The organism is Streptomyces sp. NPDC020379 (assembly GCF_044387105.1).
GTDB lineage: Bacteria > Actinomycetota > Actinomycetes > Streptomycetales > Streptomycetaceae > Streptomyces.
On the sequence record NZ_JBIRVR010000005.1, the window covers coordinates 248,052 to 273,105 of the forward strand.

At 72.0% G+C, this 25,054-nt stretch carries 25 protein-coding genes; 17 read left to right on the plus strand and 8 right to left on the minus strand.

All coding sequences use genetic code 11. From position 1 onward, the window contains the following. Nucleotides 1-11: 11 nt before the first annotated feature. The 4 genes from ACH427_RS09205 (at nucleotide 12) to ACH427_RS09220 (ending at nucleotide 4,695) form a co-directional block, all read left to right on the plus strand. A complete protein-coding gene (locus ACH427_RS09205; RefSeq protein WP_398868795.1) occupies nucleotides 12-1,613 on the plus strand; it encodes an MFS transporter in 1,602 nt (533 codons plus the stop codon). Beyond that, on the plus strand, nucleotides 1,610-2,008 hold the full coding sequence (locus ACH427_RS09210) for a VOC family protein (protein ID WP_398868796.1): 399 nt from the start codon (nucleotides 1,610-1,612) through the stop codon (nucleotides 2,006-2,008). Before ACH427_RS09205 ends, ACH427_RS09210 begins: the two co-directional genes overlap by 4 nt. A gap of 2 nt (nucleotides 2,009-2,010) precedes the next feature. Further along, nucleotides 2,011-3,576 (plus strand): GMC family oxidoreductase, encoded by a 1,566-nt coding sequence (locus ACH427_RS09215; RefSeq protein ID WP_398868797.1) that lies wholly within the window; start codon nucleotides 2,011-2,013, stop codon nucleotides 3,574-3,576. A 165-nt stretch (nucleotides 3,577-3,741) separates the two neighbouring features. After that, nucleotides 3,742-4,695: a TNT domain-containing protein gene (locus ACH427_RS09220; RefSeq protein WP_398868798.1), complete on the plus strand. Its 954-nt coding sequence runs from the start codon at nucleotides 3,742-3,744 to the stop codon at nucleotides 4,693-4,695. Nucleotides 4,696-4,707: 12 nt separating this feature from the next. On the opposite strand, the gene ACH427_RS09225 is transcribed toward ACH427_RS09220, so the two are convergent. From ACH427_RS09225 to ACH427_RS09235, 3 genes are all read right to left on the minus strand, one after another. Further along, nucleotides 4,708-5,193 (minus strand): NUDIX domain-containing protein, encoded by a 486-nt coding sequence (locus ACH427_RS09225; RefSeq protein ID WP_398868799.1) that lies wholly within the window; start codon nucleotides 5,191-5,193, stop codon nucleotides 4,708-4,710. Nucleotides 5,194-5,257: 64 nt separating this feature from the next. Next, nucleotides 5,258-5,569 (minus strand): response regulator transcription factor, encoded by a 312-nt coding sequence (locus ACH427_RS09230; RefSeq protein ID WP_398868800.1) that lies wholly within the window; start codon nucleotides 5,567-5,569, stop codon nucleotides 5,258-5,260. Continuing rightward, nucleotides 5,521-5,799: a hypothetical protein gene (locus tag ACH427_RS09235; RefSeq protein ID WP_398868801.1), complete on the minus strand. Its 279-nt coding sequence runs from the start codon at nucleotides 5,797-5,799 to the stop codon at nucleotides 5,521-5,523. Before ACH427_RS09235 ends, ACH427_RS09230 begins: the two co-directional genes overlap by 49 nt. An 89-nt stretch (nucleotides 5,800-5,888) precedes the next feature. On the opposite strand from ACH427_RS09235, the gene ACH427_RS09240 reads away from it, so the two are divergent. Continuing rightward, nucleotides 5,889-6,170: a hypothetical protein gene (locus ACH427_RS09240; RefSeq protein WP_398868802.1), complete on the plus strand. Its 282-nt coding sequence runs from the start codon at nucleotides 5,889-5,891 to the stop codon at nucleotides 6,168-6,170. 860 nt (nucleotides 6,171-7,030) lie between these two features. Next, nucleotides 7,031-8,059 (plus strand): hypothetical protein, encoded by a 1,029-nt coding sequence (locus tag ACH427_RS09245; RefSeq protein ID WP_398868803.1) that lies wholly within the window; start codon nucleotides 7,031-7,033, stop codon nucleotides 8,057-8,059. Nucleotides 8,060-8,127: 68 nt separating this feature from the next. Here ACH427_RS09245 and ACH427_RS09250 read toward each other — a convergent pair whose 3' ends face one another. The 5 genes from ACH427_RS09250 to ACH427_RS09270 all read right to left on the minus strand — a co-directional run bounded on the left by ACH427_RS09250 (nucleotide 8,128) and on the right by ACH427_RS09270 (nucleotide 12,862). Next, entirely contained in the window at nucleotides 8,128-8,790 is a 663-nt protein-coding gene (locus ACH427_RS09250; RefSeq protein ID WP_398868804.1) for a methionine ABC transporter permease, read from the minus strand. Continuing rightward, on the minus strand, nucleotides 8,787-9,809 hold the full coding sequence (locus ACH427_RS09255) for a methionine ABC transporter ATP-binding protein (protein ID WP_398868805.1): 1,023 nt from the start codon (nucleotides 9,807-9,809) through the stop codon (nucleotides 8,787-8,789). Before ACH427_RS09255 ends, ACH427_RS09250 begins: the two co-directional genes overlap by 4 nt. A 4-nt stretch (nucleotides 9,810-9,813) precedes the next feature. Continuing rightward, nucleotides 9,814-10,695, minus strand: a complete 882-nt coding sequence (locus tag ACH427_RS09260; RefSeq protein ID WP_398868806.1) for a MetQ/NlpA family ABC transporter substrate-binding protein — start codon at nucleotides 10,693-10,695, stop codon at nucleotides 9,814-9,816. Nucleotides 10,696-10,785: 90 nt separating this feature from the next. Continuing rightward, complete coding sequence (locus ACH427_RS09265; protein ID WP_398868807.1) at nucleotides 10,786-11,577, minus strand: 2OG-Fe dioxygenase family protein; 792 nt, start codon at nucleotides 11,575-11,577, stop codon at nucleotides 10,786-10,788. Nucleotides 11,578-11,869: 292 nt separating this feature from the next. Beyond that, complete coding sequence (locus tag ACH427_RS09270; protein WP_398868808.1) at nucleotides 11,870-12,862, minus strand: beta-ketoacyl-ACP synthase III; 993 nt, start codon at nucleotides 12,860-12,862, stop codon at nucleotides 11,870-11,872. Nucleotides 12,863-13,429: 567 nt separating this feature from the next. Here ACH427_RS09270 and ACH427_RS09275 point away from each other — a divergent pair. From ACH427_RS09275 to ACH427_RS09325, 11 genes are all read left to right on the plus strand, one after another. Then, nucleotides 13,430-14,227 (plus strand): thioesterase family protein, encoded by a 798-nt coding sequence (locus ACH427_RS09275; protein WP_398868809.1) that lies wholly within the window; start codon nucleotides 13,430-13,432, stop codon nucleotides 14,225-14,227. A gap of 181 nt (nucleotides 14,228-14,408) precedes the next feature. Further along, a complete protein-coding gene (locus ACH427_RS09280; RefSeq protein ID WP_398868810.1) occupies nucleotides 14,409-16,163 on the plus strand; it encodes a fatty acyl-AMP ligase in 1,755 nt (584 codons plus the stop codon). Between the two features lie 11 nt (nucleotides 16,164-16,174). Then, nucleotides 16,175-17,110 carry an acyl-CoA desaturase gene (locus tag ACH427_RS09285; protein WP_398868811.1) on the plus strand — a complete coding sequence of 312 codons (936 nt, stop codon included), beginning with the start codon at nucleotides 16,175-16,177 and terminating at the stop codon, nucleotides 17,108-17,110. A gap of 106 nt (nucleotides 17,111-17,216) precedes the next feature. Beyond that, nucleotides 17,217-18,164 (plus strand): acyl-CoA desaturase, encoded by a 948-nt coding sequence (locus tag ACH427_RS09290; RefSeq protein ID WP_398868812.1) that lies wholly within the window; start codon nucleotides 17,217-17,219, stop codon nucleotides 18,162-18,164. A gap of 64 nt (nucleotides 18,165-18,228) precedes the next feature. Then, complete coding sequence (locus ACH427_RS09295) at nucleotides 18,229-18,525, plus strand: acyl carrier protein (protein WP_398868813.1); 297 nt, start codon at nucleotides 18,229-18,231, stop codon at nucleotides 18,523-18,525. Nucleotides 18,526-18,539: 14 nt separating this feature from the next. Further along, nucleotides 18,540-19,640, plus strand: coding sequence for a fatty acid desaturase (locus tag ACH427_RS09300; RefSeq protein WP_398868814.1), 1,101 nt, complete (start codon nucleotides 18,540-18,542; stop codon nucleotides 19,638-19,640). Continuing rightward, entirely contained in the window at nucleotides 19,637-20,500 is an 864-nt protein-coding gene (locus tag ACH427_RS09305) for an alpha/beta fold hydrolase (RefSeq protein ID WP_398868815.1), read from the plus strand. Before ACH427_RS09300 ends, ACH427_RS09305 begins: the two co-directional genes overlap by 4 nt. A gap of 32 nt (nucleotides 20,501-20,532) precedes the next feature. Next, on the plus strand, nucleotides 20,533-20,685 hold the full coding sequence (locus ACH427_RS09310) for a rubredoxin (RefSeq protein WP_366004735.1): 153 nt from the start codon (nucleotides 20,533-20,535) through the stop codon (nucleotides 20,683-20,685). An 86-nt stretch (nucleotides 20,686-20,771) separates the two neighbouring features. Further along, nucleotides 20,772-21,995, plus strand: coding sequence for a cytochrome P450 (locus ACH427_RS09315; RefSeq protein WP_398868816.1), 1,224 nt, complete (start codon nucleotides 20,772-20,774; stop codon nucleotides 21,993-21,995). 85 nt (nucleotides 21,996-22,080) lie between these two features. Next, nucleotides 22,081-23,487 carry an MFS transporter gene (locus tag ACH427_RS09320; RefSeq protein ID WP_398868817.1) on the plus strand — a complete coding sequence of 469 codons (1,407 nt, stop codon included), beginning with the start codon at nucleotides 22,081-22,083 and terminating at the stop codon, nucleotides 23,485-23,487. 314 nt (nucleotides 23,488-23,801) lie between these two features. Further along, nucleotides 23,802-25,034: a serine hydrolase domain-containing protein gene (locus ACH427_RS09325; RefSeq protein ID WP_398868818.1), complete on the plus strand. Its 1,233-nt coding sequence runs from the start codon at nucleotides 23,802-23,804 to the stop codon at nucleotides 25,032-25,034. Nucleotides 25,035-25,054 lie beyond the last annotated feature (20 nt).

A 25,054-nucleotide genomic window follows, 5' to 3' on the forward strand; every position in this document is an offset into this window, starting at 1 on the left:
CGTGGAGAGACATGACGGAGGCGGAGAGGCTGTGGCGGCCGCGCGTGCCGGAGGCTCCCGGGGACGCGGTGACGCTGCGGTCCATGGCACCGGTGCTCGTCATCCTCTGCACCGGGCTGTTCATGGTCTGGCTCGACACGACGATCGTCAACGTCGCGCTGCCCGACATCCAGGACTCCCTCGGCACGACCTTCACCGGCCTCCAATGGGTCGTCAACGCCTACACCCTGACGTTCGCCTGCCTCATGCTCGTGGCCGGTGACATCGGTGACGTGTTCGGCCACAAACGGGTGTTCCTCATGGGCATCCTGGGCTTCACCGTCGCGTCGGCGCTCTGCGCCGTGGCGCCGGACATCGGCTTCCTCCTCGCCGCCCGCGGGCTCCAGGGCGCCTGCGGTGCGGTGATCATGCCGATCTCGCTGTCCCTGATCACGGCGCAGGGCGGTACCCCGCGGGTGCGGGCCGCCGCCGTGGGCATCTGGTCCGGCGTCGGCAGTCTCGGGCTCGCGGGCGGCCCGCTGGCCGGCGGCCTCCTCGTCACCCACTTCGGCTGGGCCAGCGTGTTCTGGGTCAACGTGCCGATCGGACTCCTCGCCGCGCTCGCCGCCCTGCGGTTCATCCCCGGCGGCCGTGACCGCGCCGGCCGCCGCATCGATACCTTCGGCATGGTGCTCTTCTCCGCGGGCGTCGGCTCCCTGACCCTCGGCCTCATCCAGGCCGACGACTGGGGCTGGACCTCCGCGGCCGTCCTCGGCGTGCTGGCTCTCGCGGCGGTCCTCCTCGCCGGCTTCGCGGGCTGGGAACTGCGCACCCGCGCCCCGGTCCTGCCGCCCGCCCTCTTCCGCGACCGGGCCTTCACCCTGCCCAACCTCGCGGGCATGGTCACCTTCTTCGGCATGTTCGGCGTCCTGCTCTTCCTCTCGGTCCACTTCCAGTCCTTCGAGGGGCTCTCCGCCTACGACACCGGGCTGCGCTTCCTCCCGCTGACCGCGGCGACGGCCGTGGCCGCGCCCGTCGCCGGGTGGGTGACCGGCCGCTTCGGCGCCCGGCTGCCGCTCGCCGCGGGCTGCGCCGTCTCCGCGCTGGGCCTGCTCGCCCTGACCCGGGTGCCGATGGACGACGGATTCCTGGAGTACACCGGCCCGTTCGTCCTCATCGGCTTCGGCACGACCCTGGCCGTCACCCCCGGCACCATCGCGGTGCTCGCCGCCGTCATGGACAACCGGGCGGGCATGGGCGCCGGGGCCGTCCAGACCTCCCGGCAGATCGGCGGGGTCCTGGGCGTCGCCGTCCTGGGCACCGTCGTCATCCAGCACTTCCGCGACAAGCTGCCCGGCGCGCTGGCCCGCCTCCCGCTCCCGGACGGCGAACGCGCCCGCGTCGTCGAGCGGCTCTCCTCGGGCGGCCGCCCCGACGTCTCCGGGCTGCCGCCCGCGGCACGCACGGCGATCCTGGAACCGGCGGGCCGGGCCCTCGCGGACAGCATCCAGACGGCCATCGGCGTCGCCGCCGTCTGCAACCTCGTCGCGGCCGTGCTGGTGCTGGCCGCCATGCCCCGCCGGGCACACACCCAGGTGAAACCGATGAAACCGATGAAAGGGGGCACCGTGTGATCGGACATCTGGGCCTGGGCGTCCCCGACCTGCGGGCCGCCGTCGCGTACTACGACCGGATCCTGCCCCTGCTGGACTTCGAGACCTATTTCGGCGACGCGGCACAGCACGCCTACCGGCCCGCGGGCGGCAAGCGCGGCACCTACCTCTTCCTCTACGAGAGCGCGGAGCCCGGCGCGTACTCCCGCCACCGCACCGGCCTCCAGCACCTCGCCTTCATGGTCCGCACCCGCACCCGGGTCCGGGAGGTCGCCGCGGCGGCGGCCGACGCGGGAAGTGAACTCGTCCACGCGCCACGGGAGTTCCCCGAATACCCGCCGCCCTACTACGCCACGTTCTGGACCGACCCCCACGGCTTCCTCCTCGAAGCCGTCTGCCACCACGACCGGGACTGAGCGTGGGCGACCAGGCCGACCACGACTACGACTACGACTACGTGATCGTCGGTGCCGGGTCCGCCGGCTGCGTCCTGGCCGCCCGGCTCAGCGCCGACCCCGGTACGAGCGTCCTGCTCCTGGAGGCCGGACGCGACGACGCCGTCCGCGCGATATCCGTGCCCGCCGCCTTCTCCACGCTCTTCCGCACCGAGGTCGACTGGGACCACCGCACGCGCGCCCAGCGCGCACTCGACGGCCGGGAGCTGTACTGGCCCGCGGGCAAGGTCCTCGGCGGCGGCTCCTCCATCAACGCCATGGTGTACATCCGGGGAAACGCCGCCGACTACGACGGCTGGCGCGAGCGGGGCCTGGACGGCTGGGGCTACGGCGACGTCCTCCCGTACTTCCGGCGCTCGGAGCACAACACCCGCGGCGCCGACGCCTACCACGGCACCGGCGGCCCGCTCACCGTCTCCGACCTCCGCGACCGGCACCCGCTCAGCGAGGCGTTCCACACGGCGGCCCAGGCGGCGGGACTGACCGCGAACCCCGACTTCAACGGCGCCCGGCAGGACGGCGCCGGCTTCTACCAGGCCACCGTCCGGCGCGGCCGCCGCGCCGGCACCGCGAGCGCCTTCCTCCGCCCCGCCGCCCGCCGCCGCAATCTGACGGTGCGCACCCGGGCGACCGTACGGCGCGTCCTCGTCGAGCACGGCCGGGCGGTCGGGGTGAGCGCCGGACTCGGCGGCAGGGAAGCGGAGTTCCGTGCCCGCCGCGAGGTGATCCTGGCGGCCGGCGCGATCGGCTCGCCCCGGCTGCTCCTGCTCTCCGGCATCGGCCCCGCCGCCGAACTCACCGCGCTGGGCATCGCCGTGGTGGCCGACAGCCCGCAGGTCGGGCGGAACCTCCAGGACCACCTGACCATCGGCGCGGGCTGGGAGGTGCGCGGCATCCGCACCATGGAATCGGCCCTGCGCCCGGCGAACGTGCTGCGCTATGCGGCCGGGCGCCGTGGGCCGCTGGCGTCGCACGTGGTCGAGGCGGGCGCGTTCGTCGCCGCCGGGAATGCCCCACCGCACCTGCAACTGCACGCCGTCCCCGTGCTCTTCGACCATCACGGCCTGACGCCGCCGCCGTGCCCCGGGTTCACGATCGGGGTGTCCTTGCTGACGCCCACGAGCCGGGGGAGGATCACGCTCCGCTCCGCCGACCCGGCGGCGGCCCCCGTGATCGATCCTTGCTACGGCACCGGGCCCACCGACCTCGCGCGCCTCGTCGACGGCCTGGAACTGGTCGTCGAGATCGGCGGCACCCGGCCGCTGTCCGGCCACTTCGCCGCCCTCTACGCCCTCCCCGCCACGGACCGCGCGGCGCTGGAGCGGTGGACGCGCGCCCGCGCGGAGACCCTCTACCACCCGGTCGGCACCTGCGCGATGGGCACGGTGGTCGACGCGGAGCTCCGGGTGACCGGGGTGGACGGGCTGCGGGTGTGCGACGCCTCGGTCATGCCCGTGATCCCCCGGGGCAACACCAACGCCCCGACGATCATGATCGCGGAACGGGCCGCGGACCTGATCCGCGGCTGAGGCCGCGCCTGGCCCCCGGCCGACGGAAGCGTTCCGAGCCGGGCGTGCGTCCGGCCGAATGCGGACGGCTTGATCCCTTCTTCCTCCGGTGTGTCTGTTTATTGCAGTGTTCTGAGGTGGCCGAGTGCCACTCCAGTCACAAACCTGCACACCCGGAGAGCCTTTATGACAAGCAAGGTCCGAATAGCGGCGGCGATATGCGGCACGGTGCTGGCCGGCACCGCGCTGACCGGCACGGCACACGCCCAGGGCTCCGCACCGGCCGCGGCCGGTGCGGACGCCGTGACCGCCGACGGCACCTGTGCCAAGCCCTTCGGAGACAACTGGGCGCTCGGCGCGGCGGACCTGCCGGGCAAGGCGCCGCTCGGCCCCCTGCTGAAGAAGTGGATCCGCACCGGCAAGGGCAGCCCGGCCCCCGACGTCTTCCTCAAGCAGTGGCGGACGGCCGACGGCAAGGACTGGAAGTGGCCCGGCAACGACGGCTTCGACGGCCCCAAGAAGATCGTCAAGCTGAAGGCGGGCGCCCACGTGGACCGCTTCGGCCAGCCGTCGGGCACCTTCCTCGCCCCCACCGACGTCTCGTACGCGGCACGCGCCGTCCCGCCGTCCAACCTGCGGACCTACCCGGGCGGCGCGGTGTGCAACTACCACGTCTACAAGGTCGACAAGCCGTTCGGCGTCTACGAGGGCGCCATCGCCCCCTGGTTCGGCCAGCCCGGCAAGGGCCTCCAGATCAAGCTCGACCAGGCGGCCGACCCCACGCTCCCCAAGGACGTGAACGTCACGTGGCTGCTGGACCACAAATACCTGGAGGAGCTGCCCACGACGCGCACGCCCGCCGCGGCCCCGCGGCCCTCCCTCGCGCGGCAGCACGGCGCGAGGCAGGGCGACGTACGGGCGGCGCTGCGCGCGGCAGGCGTGCCCGACGACTCCTACCGGCTCGGTGACGCGCGTGACTCCGCCGTACCGGCCTCGGAGTTCTACTCGCTGCGGCACGGGGCCGACGGGTGGGAGGTCGCGCTGACCGAGCGCGGCGAGAAGCGGATCGTGGCGACGTACGCGGAGGAGTCGAGGGCGTCCGACCGTTTCTACCGGGAGCTGGTGGCGAACGCCGGCTAGCGGGCGCCGGCGCTACGGGGCGGTCCGGGGGCCTTCAGCCCAGTGGTGCCTCTCCTCGGCCCGGGGCAGCAGCCCCGCGGCCACCAGTTCGTCCAGGACCATGGCCGTGGCGGCGCTGACCCGGTCGCGGTCCTCCGGGCCCAGCCACGCCACCTCGGCGATCTCGCCGCCCGGCGCCGGGGTGCCCGTCCCCTCGGCCGTGAAGCAGACCATCCGCACGACCGTGCCGGCCGCCTTGCCGTCGGCCGCGGCCTCGACGGTGACCGCGTGCGCGATCGTCGCGGGGTCGAGGGTGACGCCGAGCTCCTCCGTGATCTCCCGGACCAGGGCCTCCTCCCGGCTCTCACCTGCCTCCGGCTTGCCGCCGGGGAGGTAGAAGGCGGGCCTGTCGTGCGTACGGGCGGTGAGCACCCGGCCGTTCGCCGGCCGGATCCACGCGACCTTCTCGATCAGCTTGCCCGCCGGGGCCGGTCCGGCGGGGCGCTGTTCGACGTCCATGCTGCTCCTCGGGGTGACGGGCGCGGGCTCCTCGACGGCCGGCGCCGACCGCACGCCGATGATGTCATCCCCGGCCGGGCGGGCCCGAGGGGGCGTGGCGGAGGCAGGCGAGCACGGCACTGACCCGGCGGTGGAGCTGGGGGACCTCGGCGAGGCCGAGCTCGGCGAAGGTGGAGTTGACGTGCTTCTCGATGGTGGACTCCGACAGCGTCAGGGCCTCGGCGATCGCCCGGTCCGTCTTGCCCTCGGCCATGTGCCGCAGGACGTCGAGTTCGCGGCGGGTGAGCGCGGCCAGCGGCGCGTCCGGGGCGCGGATGTGACTGCCCATCAGCACCTCGACGATGCGCGGGCCGACGACCGGGCGCCCGGCGGCCACCTCCCCAGCGCGCGCAGGAGCTCGTCCACCTCCCCGATGCGCTCCTTGAGCAGATGGGCGAGGCCGTCCGTGCCCCGGCGGAAGAGGTCGAAGGCGTAGTGCTCGTTGGCGTGCTTGAGCACATTGGTGAGGGCCTCGGGCACGAGAGGGACTGCGGACTCCTCGACGTCCAGCGCGAACCGCGCGCCCTCTGCCTCGTCGTCGCTGTGCACGGTGACGGGCATCGGCATCCGGCGCGCGGGACGTCACGGCCGCCACCAGCCCCTGGTCGGTGAGGACGGGCGGGTGGATGCCGTGGGCGAATTCGCGGAGTCCGTCGATGACGCGGCAGGCGTCGTCCTGTATCGCGACGAGCGCCGCGCCGATGTCGGCCCCCGGCGCAGGCGGTTGCGGGCGAGCGCCGGCCGGGCGACGAGCACGGCCGGCCCGAGCGGAGTCTGGACTCCACGCGGCCCGCCACTCCGGCGAGCGGGCCTTCGCCCTGGACGGCCTCCTCCGGCTCTCGACCGGCCTCGCGACCGGCGTCCTGCTCGCCCTCCACGCCGCGCCGGGCGACGGCCCCGGCCCCCGGGCGCCGCCGCTGCTGGGCGCGGACCCATGAGGAGGAGCGGCGCGGCCGTGCGGGCACCGACGCGGCCGTCTTCCTGTTCTTCGGCGCGCTGCCGGCCCTGCTCGCCGTCGCTCTTCCGAGGGACAGCGCCTTCGCGGCCGGAGCGCGCGACGCGAAGGCGGGCGGGGACGGTGCCGAGGCGGTGTCCGGCTCGGTCAGGTGAGCGAACGGCCGCGCGCGACCCGCCGGTGAGGGGGCCCAACGGCCGTGTGAGGGTACGGAATTCGGTCACTCCTATATGCCGTCACCATATGCCATTGGGCGCGTAGTCAGGTCCGTACCGGTGCCCACTGGCGCTGCTGCGCTCCTGAGTGCCGGGCGTGTCGCCGGTGGCTCATCAGGCCCTGCCGTACGCTCACGGTACGCCTTCCCCAAGGCGTCCGGATCACGGCGCTGTTGTCACCCCATCGCAGCTGAGCCGCATCAGGGGGCGCGTGGCGCACCGACAAGTCCATTTGTCTATGCAGCACGGACCGAGTGCGCCTCGTGCCCCAATGCCTCTATCGAATGTATGGTTTTCGTTTTTACGCTCGCGTCTAGAGGGCACCTTCTTGCCAGGCCCCGAAAGGAGGGGAGACGGGGCCTGGACGCACGGCCCGCCACGGGGGACGAGGGAGAGGGCAGTGATCCAGCCTGGCAGCGATCGTCCAGGGGGACACGGCGCGGTCACGGCGCCGCGAGGGAACGCGTGCGGGCGTTCCCTGTCTTCTCCGCGCCGACACGCCGGAGAGTCGGCTTCCGCTCCGCCGAGGAGAACCAACCGCAGACCAGGACGGGCTTCGCCCGGTCCGAGCACCCCGTACCGCAACGTCGAGTTCGGCTCGGAATGGCCCGAAGGAGGCCGGCCCCAGATGCCACAGGACATCGCCCTGGACATACCGTTCCCCACCAAGACGAATCCACGGGTGGACGCCGTGGCCGATCGCAATGAGCGATGGCTGATATCGGCGGGACTGCTCAGCAGCCAGCAGAACATCGAGCGCTACCGGTCGTGGAACATCGCCCTGCTCGCGGCGGGCTTCCTGCCCGACGCCTCCGAGCGGGAACTGACCTTCGGCCTCGCGGTGCAGAGCTTCTTCTTCTTTTTCGACGACCTCTTCGACGGCGCCCTGGGCCACAACCCCGCCGCCACGTACGAGATCTGCCACGAGATGGCGGCCCTCGCGCGGCAGGGCTCCGGCTTCGGCAAGCCCGTGGTCGCGCCGACGTTCCCCCTGGCCCGCCTGTGGTCGAGCCTGTGGGCCCGGGCCCAGCAGGGGATGTCGGCCGCCTGGCGGGCACGCACCGTCCGGCACTGGGAGGAGTACTTCCTGACCTACGTCTCGGAGGCCGTCAACCGCAAGAGCGGCACCGCGCTCGGCATGGACTCGTACATGAAGCTGCGCCGCGACGGGATCGGCAGCCAGGTCGTCCTCGACATCTCCGAGCGCTGCGGGCACTTCGAGGCACCGCCGGAGATCCACCAGAGCATGTGCATGCTGGAGGTCCGCGACATCACCGCCGAGGTCGTCACCCTCACCAACGACCTCCACTCGCTGGAGAAGGACCAGGCGAACGGCGACCCGAACAACGCGGTCCTGCTGCTGAGCCGGGAGCACTCCTGCTCACAAGATGAGGCCATCGCCCGGCTCCAGCAGATGGTGCGCAGGCGGACCCTTCGCTTCCGGCAGCTGGTCGACGAGGTCGACCGGCTGTGCGACGCCTTCGGTTTCTCCGGGGAGGAGCGCGAGAGCACCCACCGCTTCCTGGACGCCAACCGGGCCTGCATGCGCGGGAATTATCACTGGAGCAACATCAGCGCCCGCTACAGCGACGTCGGTGTCCTGCACGTCATCCGTTCTCCCCGGATCGAGGACGTGATAGCCCAGACCGTCGACTGAACGGCGCACCGTCCCGCCCGGGCCTACGTCCCCGGACCTGTGGAGATCCACCGGCCCGGGGACGTCCGTCAGCGGCGGAGCACCTTGCGGGCCAGCAGATTGCCCAGCAACTGGGCGATCTGCACCAGCACGATCAGCACCGCCACCGTCACCACCATCACCGAGGTGTCGAAGCGCAGATAGCCGTACGTCATGGCGAGGTTGCCCACCCCGCCGCCGCCCACGGTCCCGGCCACCGCCGAGAAGTCGATCAGCGCGACCAGCATGAAGGTGAAGCCGAGGATCAGCGGACCGAGGGCCTCCGGGATCAGTACGGTGAGGATGATCCGCCAGGGGCTCGCGCCCATCGACCGCGCGGCCTCGATCACCCCGGGCTCCACGGACAGCAGATTGCTCTCCACGATCCGGGCCACTCCGAAGGTGGCCACGAGCACCATCGGGAAGATCGCCGCCTCGGTGCCGATCATCGTGCCCACCACACCGCGGGTCACCGGTGACAGCGCCACGATGGCGATGATGAAGGGCACCGGGCGGATCACGTTGATCAGCGCGTTGAGCACCGCGAAGACCGGCCGGTTCTGCAGGATGCCGCCCTTGCGGGTGGCGTACAGGACGAGGCCGACGGCCAGGCCGAGCAGCGCGGACAGGACCAGGGTGACCAGCACCATGTAGACCGTCTCGCCGGTGGCGTCGACGACCTTGACCCAGAACCTGCTCCAGTCGACGTTCACGCGGCGGCCGCCTTTCCGGCCGCGGCCAGTTCGGTGAGGAAGGCGTCGACCGCGTCGTCAGGACCGCGCAGTTCGAGCGTCACGCTGCCCAGCGGGCGGTTCTGCACCTCGCCGACCCCGGCGTGGGCGATGGAGAAGTCCAGTTCGTGTCTGCGCAGCAGCCGCGACCACTCGTGCGTGCCCGCACCGTCGCCGGAGACCGGCAGGGTGACGAGCCGGCCGCCGTGCCGGGCGCGCAGCCGCTCCAGGGCCGCCCCGTCCGGGACGTCGTGCAGCGCCGACCGGACGAAGGAGACGGTGGTCGGGTGCTTCGGCCGGGAGAAGACGTCGTAGACGCTACCGCTCTCCACGACCTTGCCGTCCTCCATCACCGCCACCTCGTCGCAGATGCCGCGCACCACGTCCATCTCATGGGTGATCAGCACGATGGTGATCCCCAGTTCGCTGTTGACCCGCTGGAGCAGGGCCAGGACCTCGCCCGTGGTCTGCGGGTCGAGCGCGGACGTCGCCTCGTCGCAGAGCAGCACCTTCGGGGAGGTGGCGAGGGCGCGGGCGATGCCGACCCGCTGCCGCTGGCCGCCGGAGAGCTGCTCGGGATAGCGGCGCGCGTGCTCCGCGAGCCCCACGAACCGCAGGGCCTCCTCGGCGCGGGCGCGGACCTCGGCGCGCGGCAGCCCCGACAGCCTCAGCGGATAGGCGACATTGCCGAGGACCGTGCGCGAGCGGAACAGGTTGAACTGCTGGAAGACCATCCCGATGGACTGCCGGACGGCCCGCCGGCGCCGCTCGCCGAGCGCGCCGAGATCCTGGCCGTCGACCAGCACGGTGCCGGAAGTGGGCACCTCCAGATAGTTGACCAGGCGCAGCAGGGTGCTCTTGCCCGCGCCGCTGTGGCCGACGATGCCGAAGACGCTGCCCTCACGGATGGTCAGGGACACCTCGTCGACGGCCCGGAATTGCGACCCGCGCTTGCCGTCGCGGGCGGGGTAGACCTTGCTGACACCTCGGAGTTCGATCACCGTGTCAGCCCCGGCCCTGCTTCTGGAGCCGGTCGAGTTCCCGCTGGAGCTCGGCCGCCGGGATGTCGAGTACGTACTTCGCGCCGTTCGCCGACTTCGCGACGGCCTCCTGCACCTTAGGGGACCGGTAGATCTTGACGATCTTCCGCACGGCCTCGCTGTCCTTGTCCTTCGCCCGGGCGGCGATGACGTTGACGTACGGGCGGGCCGTGGCGCTCTTCGGGTCGTCGCGGAAGATCGCCTCCGACGGCTTGTGGCCGGCGAGCACCGCGACGCCGTCGTTGATGATCGAGGCGTCGGTGTCCTTGAGGGTGCGCGGGGTCTGCTGCGCGTCGACCGGAGTGATCTTCAGATGCCTGGGGTTGGCCTCGATGTCCTCGGGAGTGGCGTAGATCCCGGCCTTGTCCTTGACCTCGATCAGCTTCGCCTGCTCCAGCACGAGCAGCGCCCGGCCCTGGTTCGACGGGTCGTTGGGAATGGCGACGCGGGCCCCGTCGGGGAGCTCGTCCACCTTCTTGTGCTTGAGGGAGTAGAGGCCCATCGGCGCCACGGAGGTGGAGGTGACGGGCACGATGTCGGTGCCGTTCCGCGCGTTGAACTGGCTCAGGAACGCCAGGTGCTGGAAGGCGTTGAGCTCGATGTCGCCATCGGCGAGCGCCCGGTTGGGCAGTTGGTAGTCGTCGAAGGTGACGATCTTGACGTCGATGCCCTCCTTCTTGGCCTCCTCGGCCACGACGTCCCACTCGGAGTCGGCGCCGCTCACCCCGATCCGCACCCGGTTGCCGCCGTCGGCCGCGTCGGACAGGTCACAGGCCGACAGCAGGAGCGAGAGGGCGGCGGCCGCGGACGCCGCCGAGAAGTGACGGCGGGACAGGGTGAGTTTCATCGACAGGCTCATTCCAGGAAGTACAAGACCAACAAGTGCTGTGGATCGTATGGGCGGAATGAGTGTTTGCCTGGGAGAGTAAGGAGGGCTTCACGTTCCTGTAATAGGAGTGAAGGAATCCACCTGAGTCCCCTGAGTCCCTGGAGTCCCTGGGAAGAAGTCGACGAGCAGCATGTCGCGGACGCCGGAGTCCGTGCCCCGCGCGGGCCGTACGGGGGAGACCCCGTGCAGCACCCGGCGGTCGTCGAGCACGATCGTCTCCAGGGGCGTGGTGAGCTGTGCCCGGTGCAAGGGCCGCTCCTGGAGGTCGTAGAGGCAGGACTCCGCGCCCCGCACGTCCTGGCGGCGGATCAGCACCTGCGCGACATACGCGTGACCGTCCCGGTGCACGCCCTCGGGCGCGGGGTGGCCCTCGGCCCGGACGGTGGCGGTGACGCGGATCTGGTGGACACCACAGGTGTCGATGCCGGTCCGGGGGCCGGGCAGCCGCTCATGGAGGGCGTGGACGACCGTGCGCAGCACCTCGCCCGAGGCCACCGATTCCTTCAGCGGGGCGAAGAGCCGGTCGACGCCGCCGTGCACCCGGTTCACCGACCGGTCCTGGAAGAACGCGGCGTGCGGCAGCGGCGTCAGCCGGTCGCCGGCTATACGGAAGGTGCCGTACCGGCGGAAGCGGTAGGGCTTGTCGGTACCGAGGTGGGCGTCGGCCGGCAGGTCGTCCCAGGAGGCGGCGAAGCGCGCGACGGAGTCCGCGGGAAGCCCGTCCAGCGCGGCGGCCAGTACCTCCGGGCCCAGGTGCGTGAAGGGCGGCCGTTCCGGCTCGGCGGGCTGTCCGGAGGAGGCGGCGGGCCGGCCCGGCACGCGCGAAGGGGCTGACGTCATGGTGTCCTTGCCTTTGGTGCGGTGTGTTCCGTCGGCGAGGCGGGCCGCTGCGCGGTGGCCTCATCACGACATTAAGCCGACACCGCGGGCCCGTTGGCCGGAACGCGTTCATCGGCGGGACGGAAGGGGGCAAACGGGCTGCGGGGGAAGGGGCGCCCGCGGAACCGCCCAGCGCCCGCGCTCATTCGGCGCCTCACTCTCCGCGCGGACAGCTTCCCGCGTGGACCGCATTCGAGCGGACGGCTTCCCGTGTGGACCGCCTTCCGCGCGGGCCGCCTTCAAAGCGGACCCTTCACGGAAGTCGCACGACCTGGGCTCCCCAGGTGAGGCCGGCCCCGAATCCGAGGAACAGCGCGAGATCTCCCGTGCCCACGGCCCCCGATTCGCGCAGCCGGGCCACGGCGAGGGGAATGGAGGCGGCCGAGGTATTGCCGGCGTGCACCACGTCGCGGGCCACGGCGACACGCGCGGGAAGTCCCAGCCGCTGCACCACGGTCTCGATCATCCGCAGATTCGCCTGGTGCGGGACGAAGGCGTCGAGTTCGTCCGGGCGCACACCCGCCGCGTCCCATGCCCGCCGGGCCACATCGGGCATTTCCTCGATGGCCCAGCGGAATACCTCGGGCCCCGCCATGCGCATGGTGGGCCAGGCGATTCCCGGATCGTCGCGGTATCGGAGCCAGTCGGCCGAGTGCGCGATGAGTTCGCGGCGACTTCCGTCCGAGCCCCAGACGACCGGGCCTATCCCGCCCCCTTCCCGTGGTCCGACCACCATCGCCCCGGCGCCGTCGGCGAACAGAAGGGCCGTGGAGGGGTCTTCGGGCGCGACGATGTCCGTCATCTTGTCGGAGCCGATCACCGCCACATGGCGGGCCGAGCCGTCGCGCACCAGTGAGGCGGCCAGGGCCAGCGCGTAACAGAAACCCGAGCAGGCGGCGTTGAGGTCGAACGCGGCGGCCCGGGTGCCCAGCCGGTCGGCGATCTCCGCCGCGCTCCCGGGGGTCTGCCGCGGGCCCGACATGGACGCCAGGACCACCGCGTCCAGCCCGCCGGGCGCGACCCCCGCGTCGGCCGCCGCCTTCCGCGCCGCCTCCACCGCCATGTCCGCCACGGTCTCGTCCGCGGCGGCGTACCGACGCTCCACGATGCCCGTACGCCGTTCGATCCATTCGGGCGTACGGCCGGTGCGCTCCGCGACCTCGTCATTGCCCACGACGCGGTGCGGCCGATAGGCGCCGATCCCCAGAATTCCTACGTCCTGTGCGGCAGCTCGCTGTATCAGCATGGCAATACCCACCTTCGGTCCGTCCTGGTGCCGGCCCGCGTCCGGCCCTCACCACGGGTCCGCCGCGGTGCTCCCGCCAGGGAACGCGGTCACTGGAATACCGGCGGAAGAACCGTCACGGCCCGGGGGCGCCGACCGTTGCCAGGGTCCGTGGCCACAGTTCGGTTCCCGCTCCGGAAAAAGGCGGGGAAACAGGCCCCGCCTGGGGCGATATCGGAGCACGCGGCTTCCGTGGGGCGTCGGGCGCACCGCGGCGACGGTCACCGTGCCGCTCATACGGCCCCCGGACCGGATCGAGCTCACTCGCCGTGGAGACTATCTCCGGGTGAGTTGGATTCCGCAACCCGCCAGGGGAAGACCGTCGAGTGTTGAACGTCACGCGGATTCCATGATTCGCCTGTCAGTGACGCGGGTCACAAAAATTATTGCTTGCTTGCCGACATAGGCCCCTTCTACGGTCACTCGTGTGATCCAACTCATCGCCATGACTGGCCTGTTGTCGACGATCGAGTTCCGCCGTCGCGCGCAGTGCCTCGTGCCCGCACCGACCGGGGAAAGGGCGGGCTCATGACGAACTCCGCACCATCGCTGTCACCTCTGGATCTGCTCGGCCGGACCACGGCCGGGCCTGTCGACGCCGGAACGCACCTGAACGGCTTCGGCGGATTCCACGGCGGGCTCACCGTCGCGCTCATGGCGGCCGCGATGCGGGGTGAAGCGCCCGGCCTGCCTCTGCGCAGCGTCACCGCGCGCTTTCACCGGCCGATCGGTGCCGAGTTCCGGGTGGAGACCTCGCTGACCAGGGCCGGGCGCAGCCTCACCGCGGTCGGCGCCAGGGCCGTGACGGCAAAGGGAACGCACGTCGACGCCTCGGCGGTCTTCGGCTCGCTCAAGCCCGCGGAATGGCGGGAATTCGCCCCCGAGATGCCGGAGGCGCCGCCCGCCCACGAATGCGAAATCTTCGCGATCCCACCGGAGTTCGTGCCCATCTCCGCCTATCTGGAGATCCGCCCGGTCGGCCCCAACCGGCCGTACGCGGGCGGCACGGAACCCGAATTGACCGCATGGATAAGGCTCGTGGGCGACGAGCGGCCGCCGGACGCCCTGCGGTTCATTCTGCTGATGGACGCGCTGGCGCCGTCCTATGCCGCCGTACTGTCGACCCTGGCCCTGGTGCCGACCCTCGAACTCACGGTGCGCCCCGGCGAGAACCTCGACCGCACGGGCTCGCCCTGGATCCTCCTGCGTGCCCGGACCCGCGCCGCCACCGCCGGCGGCTGGGTGGACGAGGAGATCGACGCCTGGGGTCCGGACGGCGCCCACCTGGGTTCGGCACAGCAGCTCCGCATCATCCGCGCCGACTGACAGCTCCACCGCGCACGGCGGCGGGAGCACGGGAATCCAGGGTCATCGGCGCGATGACGGGCCCGGTCACGAGACCCACGCGGTCGAAACAGAAGAAGCATCGAAAAAGAAGAAGCACGGGGGCGCTGTGGATCACATATCGGGGTGGGCGGGTCCGCCGCGGCCCGCGACCTTGCCCGAGTTGCTCGGACACCGCGCGAGCCTGCCCCGGCAGCTCGCCTTCCGCTTCCTGCCCGACGGCACGGACGACGCGGCCGTGGAATGGACGTACCACGACCTCGCCCAGCACGCCGCCACCGTCGCCGCCGACCTGCTGCGGCGTGAACTCACCGGCCGCCGCGTCGTCCTCGCCCTCGACCCGGGCCTGCACTACATCGCCGCCCTCTTCGGGATCTTCCGGGCCGGCGCCACCGCCGTGCCCTCCTTCCCGCCGACCGGGAAGCGGGCCCTGGCGCGCTTCGTCTCCATCGTCGAGGACTGCGCCCCGGACGTGATCGTCGCGGACACCCGGCTGGCGGACCGGGTCGCGCAGTTCGAGGCCGAACTGCCCGCCTCCGTGGCCCGCCCGCACTGGATGTTCGTCGACGACGACTACCTCCGGCGGGCCGCGGGCTCCCGGACCCCGGACGGTGGCGCGCACGCGCCGGTGCCGGCCGACGGACCGGCACTGCTCCAGTACACCTCCGGCTCGACCGGCGACCCCAAGGGGATCGTGCTCACGCACGAGAACCTCGTCAGCAACTGCCGGGCGCTAGAGGCGAACATGGGCTACGAGCCCGACCGCGTCGGCTGCACCTGGCTGCCGCCCTACCACGACATGGGCCTGATGGGCACGATCATGCTCGCGGTGCACGGCGGCTGGCCCCTGGTGCTGATGCCCCCGGCGTACTTCGTGCAGCGGCCCTACCGCTGGCTCAAGGCCGTCACCGACCACAAGGTGACCATTTCGGTCGGCCCGAACTTCGCGTTCGACATCTGTACGTCGAGCATCACCGACGAGGAACTGGCGACGCTCGACCTCGGCAGCCTGCGCCAGGTCTTCTGCGGATCCGAACCCGTCTCCCGCGCCACCCTGGACGCCTTCCGCGACCGCTTCGGACCGCGCGGCTACGACGAGACGTCGCTGATCCCGTGCTACGGACTCGCCGAGGCCACCCTCTATGTGTCGGGCAAGCGCACCGGCAGCGCCGTGAAGACCGTATGGCTGGACAGGGCCGAACTGGAGAACGGCCGCGTCCGGCAGCTTCCCGCCGAGGAGGCCGAGGCCGCGGAGGACGGCCGGGCCGCCCGGATCGTCAGCTGCGGTGAGGTCGCCGAGGGCCATGAGGTGATCATCGTCGACCCCGGCGAGCGGCGCCCGGCGGAGGCCGGCCGGGTCGGCGAGGTCTGGGTGCGCGGCCCGAACGTCGCCACGGGCTATCTGGGCAAACCGGAGCTCACCGCCGAGACCTTCGCCGCGCGCCTCGCGGATCCGGAAGCCGGACACACCTATCTGCGCACCGGCGACCTGGGATTCCTGCACGAGGGGGAGCTCTGCATCACCGGGCGCCTCAAGGACCTCGTCGTCATCGCGGGCCGCAACCTCTATCCGCAGGACATCGAGCATTCCGTGCGCGGCTCCCACGAGAAGCTGCGCGGCGCGGCCGTGTTCTCCGTGCCGGGGGAGAGCGGCGAGGAGCTCGTGGTGGTCACGGAATTCCGGGGCACGGCACGGCAGTTGGCCGGGGAGCGCGGCGAGGTGCGGGACGCGGTGGTCGCCGCGGTGACAGCCGGACACGGCGTGGCACCGGCCGACGTGCACTTCGCTCCCGTCGGCGCGATCCCGATGACGACCAGCGGCAAGGTCCGCCGGGACGCCACCCGTAAGGCATACGTCCAAGGAACGCTGAAGAAGCTGACCCCGGCCGCGGACGAGCCGCCGCTGTCCGTACGGTGACGGGAGTCCCCATGCCCTCTGTGCCCGACACCTCCGTCGCGCCCCCGCCCGGCGCCCTCGCGGCGGCCGGCCCCGACACCGACGCCTCCGCCCGCCGGCTCGCCTATGTCACCGTGGGTGTGCCCACCCTCGGATTCCTGGGCGCGGTGGTGTTCGCCGTGGCCTACGGATTCACCGCCGTCGACCTCGGCCTGCTCGTCGGGATGTATCTGCTGACCTCCCTGGGTGTGGAGGGCGGCTTCCACCGCTTCTTCTCGCACCTGTCCTTCGCGGCCAGGCCCGGTGTCACCGCCTTCTGGGGCATCGCCGGATCCATGGCGGCCCAGGGTCCGATCGTCTTCTGGGTGGCCACGCACCGCCAGCACCACGCGTACACCGACCGCGACGGCGACCCGCACTCGCCCCGGCCGGTCCGGGACGGGCGGCGCTTCCCCCGGGTGCGCGGGCTCTGGCACGGCCACGTCGGCTGGCTGTTCACCGTCCGCCGGCAGAACTGGAGCAAGCGCGTCCCCGACCTGCTGCGCAACCGGCTGGTCATGAGGATCGACCGGTACTACTTCGGCTGGGTCCTGCTCGGTCTGGCGCTGCCCGCCCTGCTGGGCTGGGCGCTCACCGGGGGCAGCGGCCGGGGCGCCGTGGGCGGGCTGCTCTGGGGCGGGCTCGCCCGGATCTTCCTCCTCGACCACGTGACGTGGAGCGTCAACTCGATCGGCCACACCCTGGGGAGCAGGCCGCACCGCACGCGGGACAACAGCCGCAACGTCGCCTCGCTCGCGCCGTTCTCGGTGGGTGGCTCCTGGCACAACAACCACCACGCGCAGCCCGGTCTGGCGCACAACCGGCACGCGTTCTGGCAGATCGACATCGCGGGGGGCTTCATCCGGCTGCTGGATCTGCTGGGTCTGGTGTCCGACGTCCGCTACCCCAAGCGCGCGCGACCGGAGTAGGCGGCGCGCCGCCGCCGGTGCGCGGCACCGGCCGTACCGCCGCGCGGACCTGCGGACAGCGGCCCGGCAGTCGAAGCAATCCGGCAGTCGAAGAAAGGAGCACCACGTGTCCACCACCACCGTCGACCCTCTCGCGGCGGCCATCGTCAAGCTGGATCCCGCCAGCCGCCGCATCAAACGGTTCTCCGCACTGACCACGATGACCCTGCCGCTGCTCGGCACCGCGGCGGCGGCGTATTTCCTGTGGACGGGAAACTTCACGACCACGGACCTGGTCCTGTTCGGTGTGATGTATTTCGTGCACATGGGCGGGATCACCATCGGATTCCACCGCTATCTCTCGCACAAGGCGTTCAAGACGTCGCCCTTCTTCCAGGGCGTCATGATGATCACCGGATCGATGGGCGCCCAGGGCCCGTTGATGTTCTGGGTCACCACCCACCGCAGGCATCACCGGTTCAGCGACCGCGAGGGCGACCCGCACTCGCCCAATCTGCACGGCCGCAGCCTGCGGGCCAGGCTGCGCGGCCTGTGGTACGCGCACATGCCGTGGATGCTGAGCGACGAGACCTCCAAGTGGACGGTCTTCGCCCCGGACGTCCTGCGCGACCGCCGGCTGATGTGGTACCACCGCACCTACCCCACCTGGGTGGTCGTCGGTGTGCTGATCCCGGCCGTGGCCGGCCTCGCCGTCGAGCGGACGCCGATGGCCGCCGTGACGGGCCTGGTGTTCGGCGGACTGGCGCGGATCTTCGTCGCCAACCAGGCGGCCTGGTGCGTCGGTTCGGTCTGCCACGCCATCGGCAGCCGGCCGTTCAGCAACGCCGACCGCAGTGCCAACAACTGGCCCGTCGCCGCGTTCACCTTCGGCGAGGGGCTCCAGAACAACCACCACGCGTTCCCGGGCTCGTACCGCCACGGGGTGACCTGGTGGGAGCCGGACCTCAGCGGCTGGCTGCTCTTCGGCCTGGGCAAGGCGGGCGTCGTCTGGGACCTCAGGGAGCCCGACGCGGCCACCATCGCGCGCAAGCGGGCCGTGAAGACCGCCGCGTGACCCCGCCCGCCCTTTTCCCCAGTGACCTCATCCACCACGACACCCACGGGAGCGTGAGCACCAGATGTTCGGACGCAAGAAGGAAGCGACGATAGCCGGACCGCTGACGGAGGAGTCCCTCCGGCAGTGGCTGATCGACCACCTGGCCAAGCGGGTCGAGGTGCCGCCCGCCGAGATCGACACCGGCAAGTCGTTCGAGGCGTACGGGCTCGACTCCCGGGTCGCCGTCCAGGTGTCGGGCGCGCTGGAGAAGGTCGTCGAGCGGCGGCTGTCCCCGGGGCTGCTCTACGAGCACCAGACCATCGACGACCTGAGCGGCTATCTGGCCCGGGAGCTCAGGCTGTCCGACCGGACCGGCTGAGGGGAAGCGGGACCATGGCCGCGTACAACTTCCCTTCGGACCCCGGCGAACCCTTCAAGGACTTCCTGCGCAAGTCGGAGCGGCTGGAGGGCGAGCGGCTCGCGTCGGCGATCCCGAGGGACTACTTCGAACCCCGCGTCGCCCGCGGCCTGCTCGGCTTCGCCGTCAGCTGGGCGCTGTACGCCGGGGCGATCGTGGGTGTCGCCTACGCGCCGCACTGGCTGCTGTACATCCCGCTGTGGGTGGTGGCGGGTCTCGGCGGCTGGGGGCTGCACTGCATCGCCCACGACTGCGGACACGGCTCATTCTCCCGGTCGCGCAGGTTCAACTTCGCCGTCGGCCATGTGTCCCTGCTGCCCTTGGTCTACCCCTTCCACGCCTGGCGCCACGTGCACAACCTGCACCACAGCCACACCAACAACCTGGAGCTGGACACGGACTGGCGGCCGGTCCCGGCGGCGCTGTACGACCGGATGCCGCTCCACGAGAAGGTGATCTACCACGGGACGCGGACCTGGGCGTTCTGGGGCGGCACCATCAACTACTGGCGGGAGTCGGGCTTCCGGCCCTCCTTCTTCCCCAAGCGGGAGGCACGCCGCGACGTCCGCCGGTCGATCGTCTTCGTCCTGGCCGTGTGTGTCCTGTACTTCACCCCGCTCGTCTATTTCACGGGCGTGGAGGGATTCTTCCTCTACTTCGTGGCGCCCTGGCTGGCCACCCACGCGTGGTTCAGCGCGACGACGCTGATGCACCACAGCGCCGCCGACGTGCCCTACCTGACCAGCGAGCACTGGACGCGCAACGCCAGCAGGCTGCTGGTGACGACGGACTACGTGTACCCGAGGTGGCTGCTCTTCCTCACCCACAACATCTCCATCCACACGGCGCACCACGTGGCCCCCGTCGTCCCGTACTACAACCTCCGCAAGGCCCAGGCGGCGCTGAAGGAGGCGTACCCCGGCATGGTCCGCGAGGAGAAGGTGCGGGTCGGGCAGCTGGCGCGCATCATCCGGCGGCTGCACTTCTACGACACCGAGTCGGGCTTCTACGCCGACTTCTCGCGCACCCGGATCGCGCCGGCGGACGCCCCGCCCGCGGTGAAGGCGCCGTCATGACACCGCTCGCGCTGAGGAGGATCGCCCACGCGGCGGTCGGCGCCGTGCTGCCGGGCACCGGCGGGCGCTGGGCGACCGATGTCTTCAGCCGGACCCGCCCGCTGGGCGCCCGGCCCGCCAACGTCCTGCCGCTGGGCGCCCGGAGGTTCGCCGTGACGGGGAACCCCGAGGTGCGCGGGGGCTATCTGTGGGGCGACGACAGCGGGCCGACCGCGCTGCTCGTGCACGGCTGGGGTTCCGACAGCAGCAGCATGTACTCCCTGATCGCGCCGCTGCGGCAACTCGGCTACCGCGTGGCCGCGTTCGACGCCCCCGCGCACGGCGTGCACGAGGGCACCCGGGCGACGATGACGCAGTTCACCACCGCCGTGGGCGCCGTCCTGGACTCCCTCGGCGGCGCGCGCGTGGTGATCGCGCACTCCCTGGGCTCGATCGCCGCCGTCGGTGCCGTCGCCGCGCGGCCACGGCAGGGCGTCGACTGCCTCGCCCTCGTCGCACCGACCTGCACGCTCACGGCGGTGCTGGAGCGCTGGGCCGCGGACGAACTCCGGCTCTCGCCCGCGATCGTCGACCGGATCCGTACCGAACTGCACCGTCGCAACGGCGTGCCCGTCGGGCACTGGGACGTCGTCGGCCTCGGCCGTGCGCTGGACTGCCCGGTCCTCGCCCTGCACGACCCCGACGACCCGGTCGTCCCCTTCCGCGAGGCCGAGGCGATCGCCGCCGGCCTGCCCGGCGTACGGCTCGAACGCGCCCCCGGCCGCGGCCACATGGGCATCCTGATGTCACCCGAAGTGAAGAGCGCCGTCTCCGCGTTCGTCGCGGAGCACGGCACGAGGACTGGAGAGACCATCCCGTGAGCGAGCGAACGGAATCCGGCGGCAGGGCGTGGATGTGCCTGGTCTGCGGCTGGGTCTACTACGAAGCCCTCGGCCTGCCCGAGGAGGGCATCGCCCCCGGGACCCGCTGGGAGGACATCCCGGCGGACTGGAAGTGCCCCGACTGCGGCACGACGAAGGACGACTTCGTGATGGCCCCGCTGTAGCACCCCGGCCACAGGCCGCCGGACCCGCGGCACGACCGAGCCGCCCGGCGCGCAGAACCCCCGTCCCGCGCGACGAAGGAGACCCCATGACCACCGCCACGGACCCGCGCACCGCCATGATGACGCTCCTCTCCCCCCAGGGGAAGCGCGATCCCTATCCGCTCTACGAGGCCCTGCGCGCCTGTGGCCCGATCCTGCCGCTGGGGCCGGGGCAGCTCGTCGTCACCGGGCACGCCGAATGCGCCAGAGCCCTCCGCGAGCCCGCCCTGCTCTCCACGGACGCCGCCGTGCAGGACGCGCTGCTGCCCGGCTGGCGCGACCACTCCTCCTGGCGCTGGCTCACCAAGAACATGCTCTTCAGCAACAACCCCGACCACGACCGCTACCGCCGCTTCTTCGGCACCGCCTTCACCCCCCGCCGCATCGCCGATCTGCGGCCCGCCCTGGAGAGCCTGATCGGCGGACTCGTGGAGCGGCTCGCGGACCTCGGCGCGGGCGGAGCACCGTTCGACTTCATGGCGGAGTTCGCGTTCCGGGTGCCCATGGCCGTGATGGGCGAACTGCTCGGCATACCCGCGGCGGAGCAGCCGGGCTTCCGCGGCCCCATCGGCGCGATCACCACCGCCCTGGAGCCCATCCAGGACCTCGCCCAGCTCGCCCCCGGCGACGCCGCGATGGATCAGCTCGCCGGCTACTTCACCGACCTGGCCGCCCGGCGCCGCGCCCGGCCCGGCACCGACCTGGTGAGCGAGATGGTCCTGCTGCGGGACGGGACCGGCGAGCTCAGCGAGGAGGAACTGGTCGCCAACTTCATGTTGTTGCTGGTCGCCGGCACCGAAGCGCCCATGGACCTCATCGGCAACGCGCTGCGCCTCGCCCTCGAGCACCCCGAGCACGCCGCCAGGCTGCGCGAGGACCCCTCCCTCGCCCCCGGCTTCGTCGAGGAGACCCTGCGCTTCGACCCCGCGGCGCAGGCCCTGAACCGCATGGCCGCCCGGGACTTCGACTTCTTCGGGGTGCCGGTGGCCGCCGGCACGAAGGTGACGCTGCTGATCGCCGCGGGCAACCGCGATCCGCGCCAGTACGCGGACCCCGGCGTCTTCGACCCCGGCCGGCAGGGCAACCACGCGCTCACCCTCAGCGGGGGAGCGCACTACTGCCTCGGCGCGGGCCTGGCCCGGATGCAGGCGGAGCTCGCGCTGCCCGCCGTGCTGCGCCGCTTCCCCGGCCTGACTCCCGCAGGTGAACCCACCTTCCGTGACCAGCTCGTTCAGCGCGGCTTCGGTCAACTCCCCGTGAAGTGCGGGTGAGCGGCACACCTCACATTCCGTCAGTGCTGGGTGACGCTGTATGCTCCAGTGAGTTGGAAATGCCAACTCACGAACGAGGAGAGCGATGACTCAGACTGCCGCCGCTGAGGCGGGCAGTGCGACGAAGCCCCGCTTCGGTCCAGTGTTCGCCGTCGTTGTAGCCGGGGTTGCGATGTCCAACCTCGACATGTTCATCGTGAACGTCGCCCTGCCCGACATCGGCGATCAGTTCTCCGGCTCCTCGCTGGCGTCGCTGTCCTGGATCCTCAACGCCTACGCGGTCGTCTTCGCCGCGCTGCTCGTCCCGGCGGGCAGCCTCGCGGACCGCACCAGCCCCCGCCAGGCGTACCTCCTCGGCATCACCGTCTTCACCGTCGCCTCCGCCGCCTGCGCGGTGGCGCCCGGGGTCTGGGTCCTCGTCGCGGCCCGGGTCGTGCAGGCCGTCGGCGCGGCCATGCTGATCCCCTCCTCCCTCGGCATCCTGCTCGCGGCGGCCCCGCCCGAGAAGCGGGTCGCCGCGGTCCGCGGCTGGACGGCCATCAGCGGTGTGGCCGCGGCGCTGGGCCCCGTCGCGGGCGGCCTGCTCACCCAGCTCGACTGGCGCTGGGTCTTCCTGGTCAACCTGCCCATCGGCGTCTTCGCGCTGGCTGTCGGCGTGCGGGTGCTGCCCCGTACGCCCGCCCGCCCCACCACCGCGCGGCTCGACCTCGTGGGCGCGGCCCTCCTCACCCTCGGCATCGCCGTCCTCGCCCTCGGCCTGGTCAAGAGCGAGGACTGGGGCTGGACCTCCGGCCGCACGATCGGCTCCCTGGTGGCGGGCGTCGTCCTGCTGGCGCTCTTCCTCTTCGGCTCCTCCCGCCACCCCTCGCCGATCCTGCCGCTGCGCCTGCTGCGGGTGCCCGCCGTCGGGCCCTCCACCTTCGCCAACCTCCTCTTCGCGGTGGCCTTCGGCGCGATGCTGCTCTCGGCCGTGCTCTGGTGCCAGCAGGTGTGGCACTGGTCCCCGCTGCGGACCGGCCTCGCCATCGCCCCCGGCCCGCTGATGGTCCCCGGCTTCGCGATGGGCATCGGCCCGGTGATCCGGCGGCTCGGCTCGGCCGCGGTCTCCGCGATCGGCTGCGTCCTCTTCGCGGCCGGCATCGCGTGGTGGATCTACCGCCTCGACACCGGCCACGACTACGCCGCCGGACTGCTCCCCGGCATGCTGCTCACCGGCATCGGGGTCGGCCTGGTCGTGCCCACGCTGGTCGGCGCCGCGGTCACCGCGCTGCCGCCGCAGAGCTTCTCCACCGGCTCGGCCGTGGTGACGATGGCCCGTCAGGTCGGCTCGGTGCTGGGCGTCGCCCTGCTCGTCGCCTTCCTCGCCGCCCCGCACGGCGGCGACCCCGTCACCTCCTTCGACCACGGCTGGGAGTTCATCCTCGTGTCGGCCGCGGCCGCGGCGGTGGTGTGCCTGTTCATCCCCCGAGCGAGGCCGAAGGAAGCGGCCTGACGGTGTACGTAACGGTGGAGCCCGGAGGCACGAAAGCCCCCGAACCCTCCGGGCTCACGCGCTCCCCTGGCGCGGCCGCGGCCTGACGGCCGTCGGCACGACGTGCACCAGGCCGGGCGGCCCGTGCGCGCGGTGACCTCACCGCGCCGGGCCGCCTGGCTCTTCCGCGTCACCCCCCCTCGCGGGAAAGGGGGGTTTTCCCTACCCCGGCCGGGGGCTCACGTCCCTGGCCCGCCCCCGCCGCCCCTGATTGGCTGTGGAGCGCGGGGAGGGAACGGCCCTCCACCGGCGGGAGACCCAGGGGGACGAGGACGATGCGCGCGTACGGGCGGAAGGGCCGCTGGTCGAGGGCCGGACGGGCGGGGGCCGCGGTGGGCGTGGCCGCGGCCGTCGCGGCGGGGATCGCGATCGCGCCGCAGGCGGGCGCCTCCGGCCCGGCCGCCGGGCACTACGGCACGCGCGCCCTGGAGGCGGACGTGCGCGCGGTGCGGGCCGCGAGCGGGAAGGTGAGCGTCCTCGCCGAGGTCGCCACCGGCGACGGCACCCTCCGCGCCAGGTCGGCGACGGGGGAGCAGGTGCCGTGGGACGCGCGGTTCCGCACGGCGAGCACGACGAAGACGTTCACCGCCACCGTGGTGCTCCAGCTGGCCGCCGAGGGGAAGCTGTCCCTGGACGACACGGTCGAGAAATGGCTGCCCGGCGTGGTGTCGGGGAACGGCAACGACGGGTCGAGGATCACTGTCCGCGACCTGCTCCGGCAGACCAGCGGCCTCTTCGACTACGTGGACAACCCGGAGCTCTCCGGCGCGCTCGCCCAGGACTTCGAGAAGCACCGCTACGACGCGACGCCGGCCGAGCAGTGGGTCGCCGTGGCGATGCGTCACCGGCCGCTGTTCGCGCCCGACCGCGAGCACCCCCGCTGGGCGTACTCCAACACCAACTACCTCCTCGCCGGCCTGATCGCCGAGAAGGCGGGCGGCATGGGCTGGCGCGAGCAGGTCGAGCACCGCGTCATCGCCCCGCTCGGCCTGCGGGGGACCGGCGTCGCGGGCGCCAATCCCTTCATGCCCGGACCGCACGCCCGGGTGTACTTCGATCTCCCCGGCGGCACCCGGCTGGACGTCACCGAGAACAGCCTCCAGCACACCGCGGACTCGGCGGTCATCAGCACCGCGGGCGACCTCAACACCTTCTTCCGCGCCCTCGTCACCGGCAAGCTCCTGCCCGAGGCCCAACTGGCCGAGATGCGGCGGACCGTGGCCCGCACCGATGACCCCGACGACCGGGCGGAGTGGCCGCAGGGCGAGTACGGGCTGGGGCTGCGCTGGGTCCCGCTGTCCTGCGGCAGCGGCTACTGGACTCACGAGGGCGACGGATTCGGCTCGTACACCCGCACCGGCGTGACCCCGGACGGGAAGCGGTCCGTCGCCGTGTCGATCACCAGCGCGGGCGACCGCCCCGACCCGGCGCGGCTCAACCCCGCCGCCCGCGAGCTCGTCGACGACGCCCTGTGCGCACGGCCGAGCACGGACAACCCTGCAAAGTAGGGCAAACAGCATTAAGTGGG

Bases quoted from the DNA above. Each gene is read 5' to 3' on its own strand.
- ACH427_RS09205 (WP_398868795.1), top strand. From the start codon at position 12: ATGACGGAGGCGGAGAGGCTGTGGCGGCCGCGCGTGCCGGAGGCTCCC.
- ACH427_RS09220 (WP_398868798.1), top strand. From the start codon at position 3,742: ATGACAAGCAAGGTCCGAATAGCGGCGGCGATATGCGGCACGGTGCTG.
- ACH427_RS09225 (WP_398868799.1), bottom strand. From the start codon at position 5,193: ATGGACGTCGAACAGCGCCCCGCCGGACCGGCCCCGGCGGGCAAGCTG.
- ACH427_RS09235 (WP_398868801.1), bottom strand. From the start codon at position 5,799: ATGCCGATGCCCGTCACCGTGCACAGCGACGACGAGGCAGAGGGCGCG.
- ACH427_RS09240 (WP_398868802.1), top strand. From the start codon at position 5,889: ATGACGCGGCAGGCGTCGTCCTGTATCGCGACGAGCGCCGCGCCGATG.
- ACH427_RS09245 (WP_398868803.1), top strand. From the start codon at position 7,031: ATGCCACAGGACATCGCCCTGGACATACCGTTCCCCACCAAGACGAAT.
- ACH427_RS09260 (WP_398868806.1), bottom strand. From the start codon at position 10,695: ATGAAACTCACCCTGTCCCGCCGTCACTTCTCGGCGGCGTCCGCGGCC.
- ACH427_RS09265 (WP_398868807.1), bottom strand. From the start codon at position 11,577: ATGACGTCAGCCCCTTCGCGCGTGCCGGGCCGGCCCGCCGCCTCCTCC.
- ACH427_RS09270 (WP_398868808.1), bottom strand. From the start codon at position 12,862: ATGCTGATACAGCGAGCTGCCGCACAGGACGTAGGAATTCTGGGGATC.
- ACH427_RS09275 (WP_398868809.1), top strand. From the start codon at position 13,430: ATGACGAACTCCGCACCATCGCTGTCACCTCTGGATCTGCTCGGCCGG.
- ACH427_RS09285 (WP_398868811.1), top strand. From the start codon at position 16,175: ATGCCCTCTGTGCCCGACACCTCCGTCGCGCCCCCGCCCGGCGCCCTC.
- ACH427_RS09295 (WP_398868813.1), top strand. From the start codon at position 18,229: ATGTTCGGACGCAAGAAGGAAGCGACGATAGCCGGACCGCTGACGGAG.
- ACH427_RS09300 (WP_398868814.1), top strand. From the start codon at position 18,540: ATGGCCGCGTACAACTTCCCTTCGGACCCCGGCGAACCCTTCAAGGAC.
- ACH427_RS09305 (WP_398868815.1), top strand. From the start codon at position 19,637: ATGACACCGCTCGCGCTGAGGAGGATCGCCCACGCGGCGGTCGGCGCC.
- ACH427_RS09310 (WP_366004735.1), top strand. From the start codon at position 20,533: ATGTGCCTGGTCTGCGGCTGGGTCTACTACGAAGCCCTCGGCCTGCCC.
- ACH427_RS09315 (WP_398868816.1), top strand. From the start codon at position 20,772: ATGACCACCGCCACGGACCCGCGCACCGCCATGATGACGCTCCTCTCC.
- ACH427_RS09320 (WP_398868817.1), top strand. From the start codon at position 22,081: ATGACTCAGACTGCCGCCGCTGAGGCGGGCAGTGCGACGAAGCCCCGC.
- ACH427_RS09325 (WP_398868818.1), top strand. From the start codon at position 23,802: ATGCGCGCGTACGGGCGGAAGGGCCGCTGGTCGAGGGCCGGACGGGCG.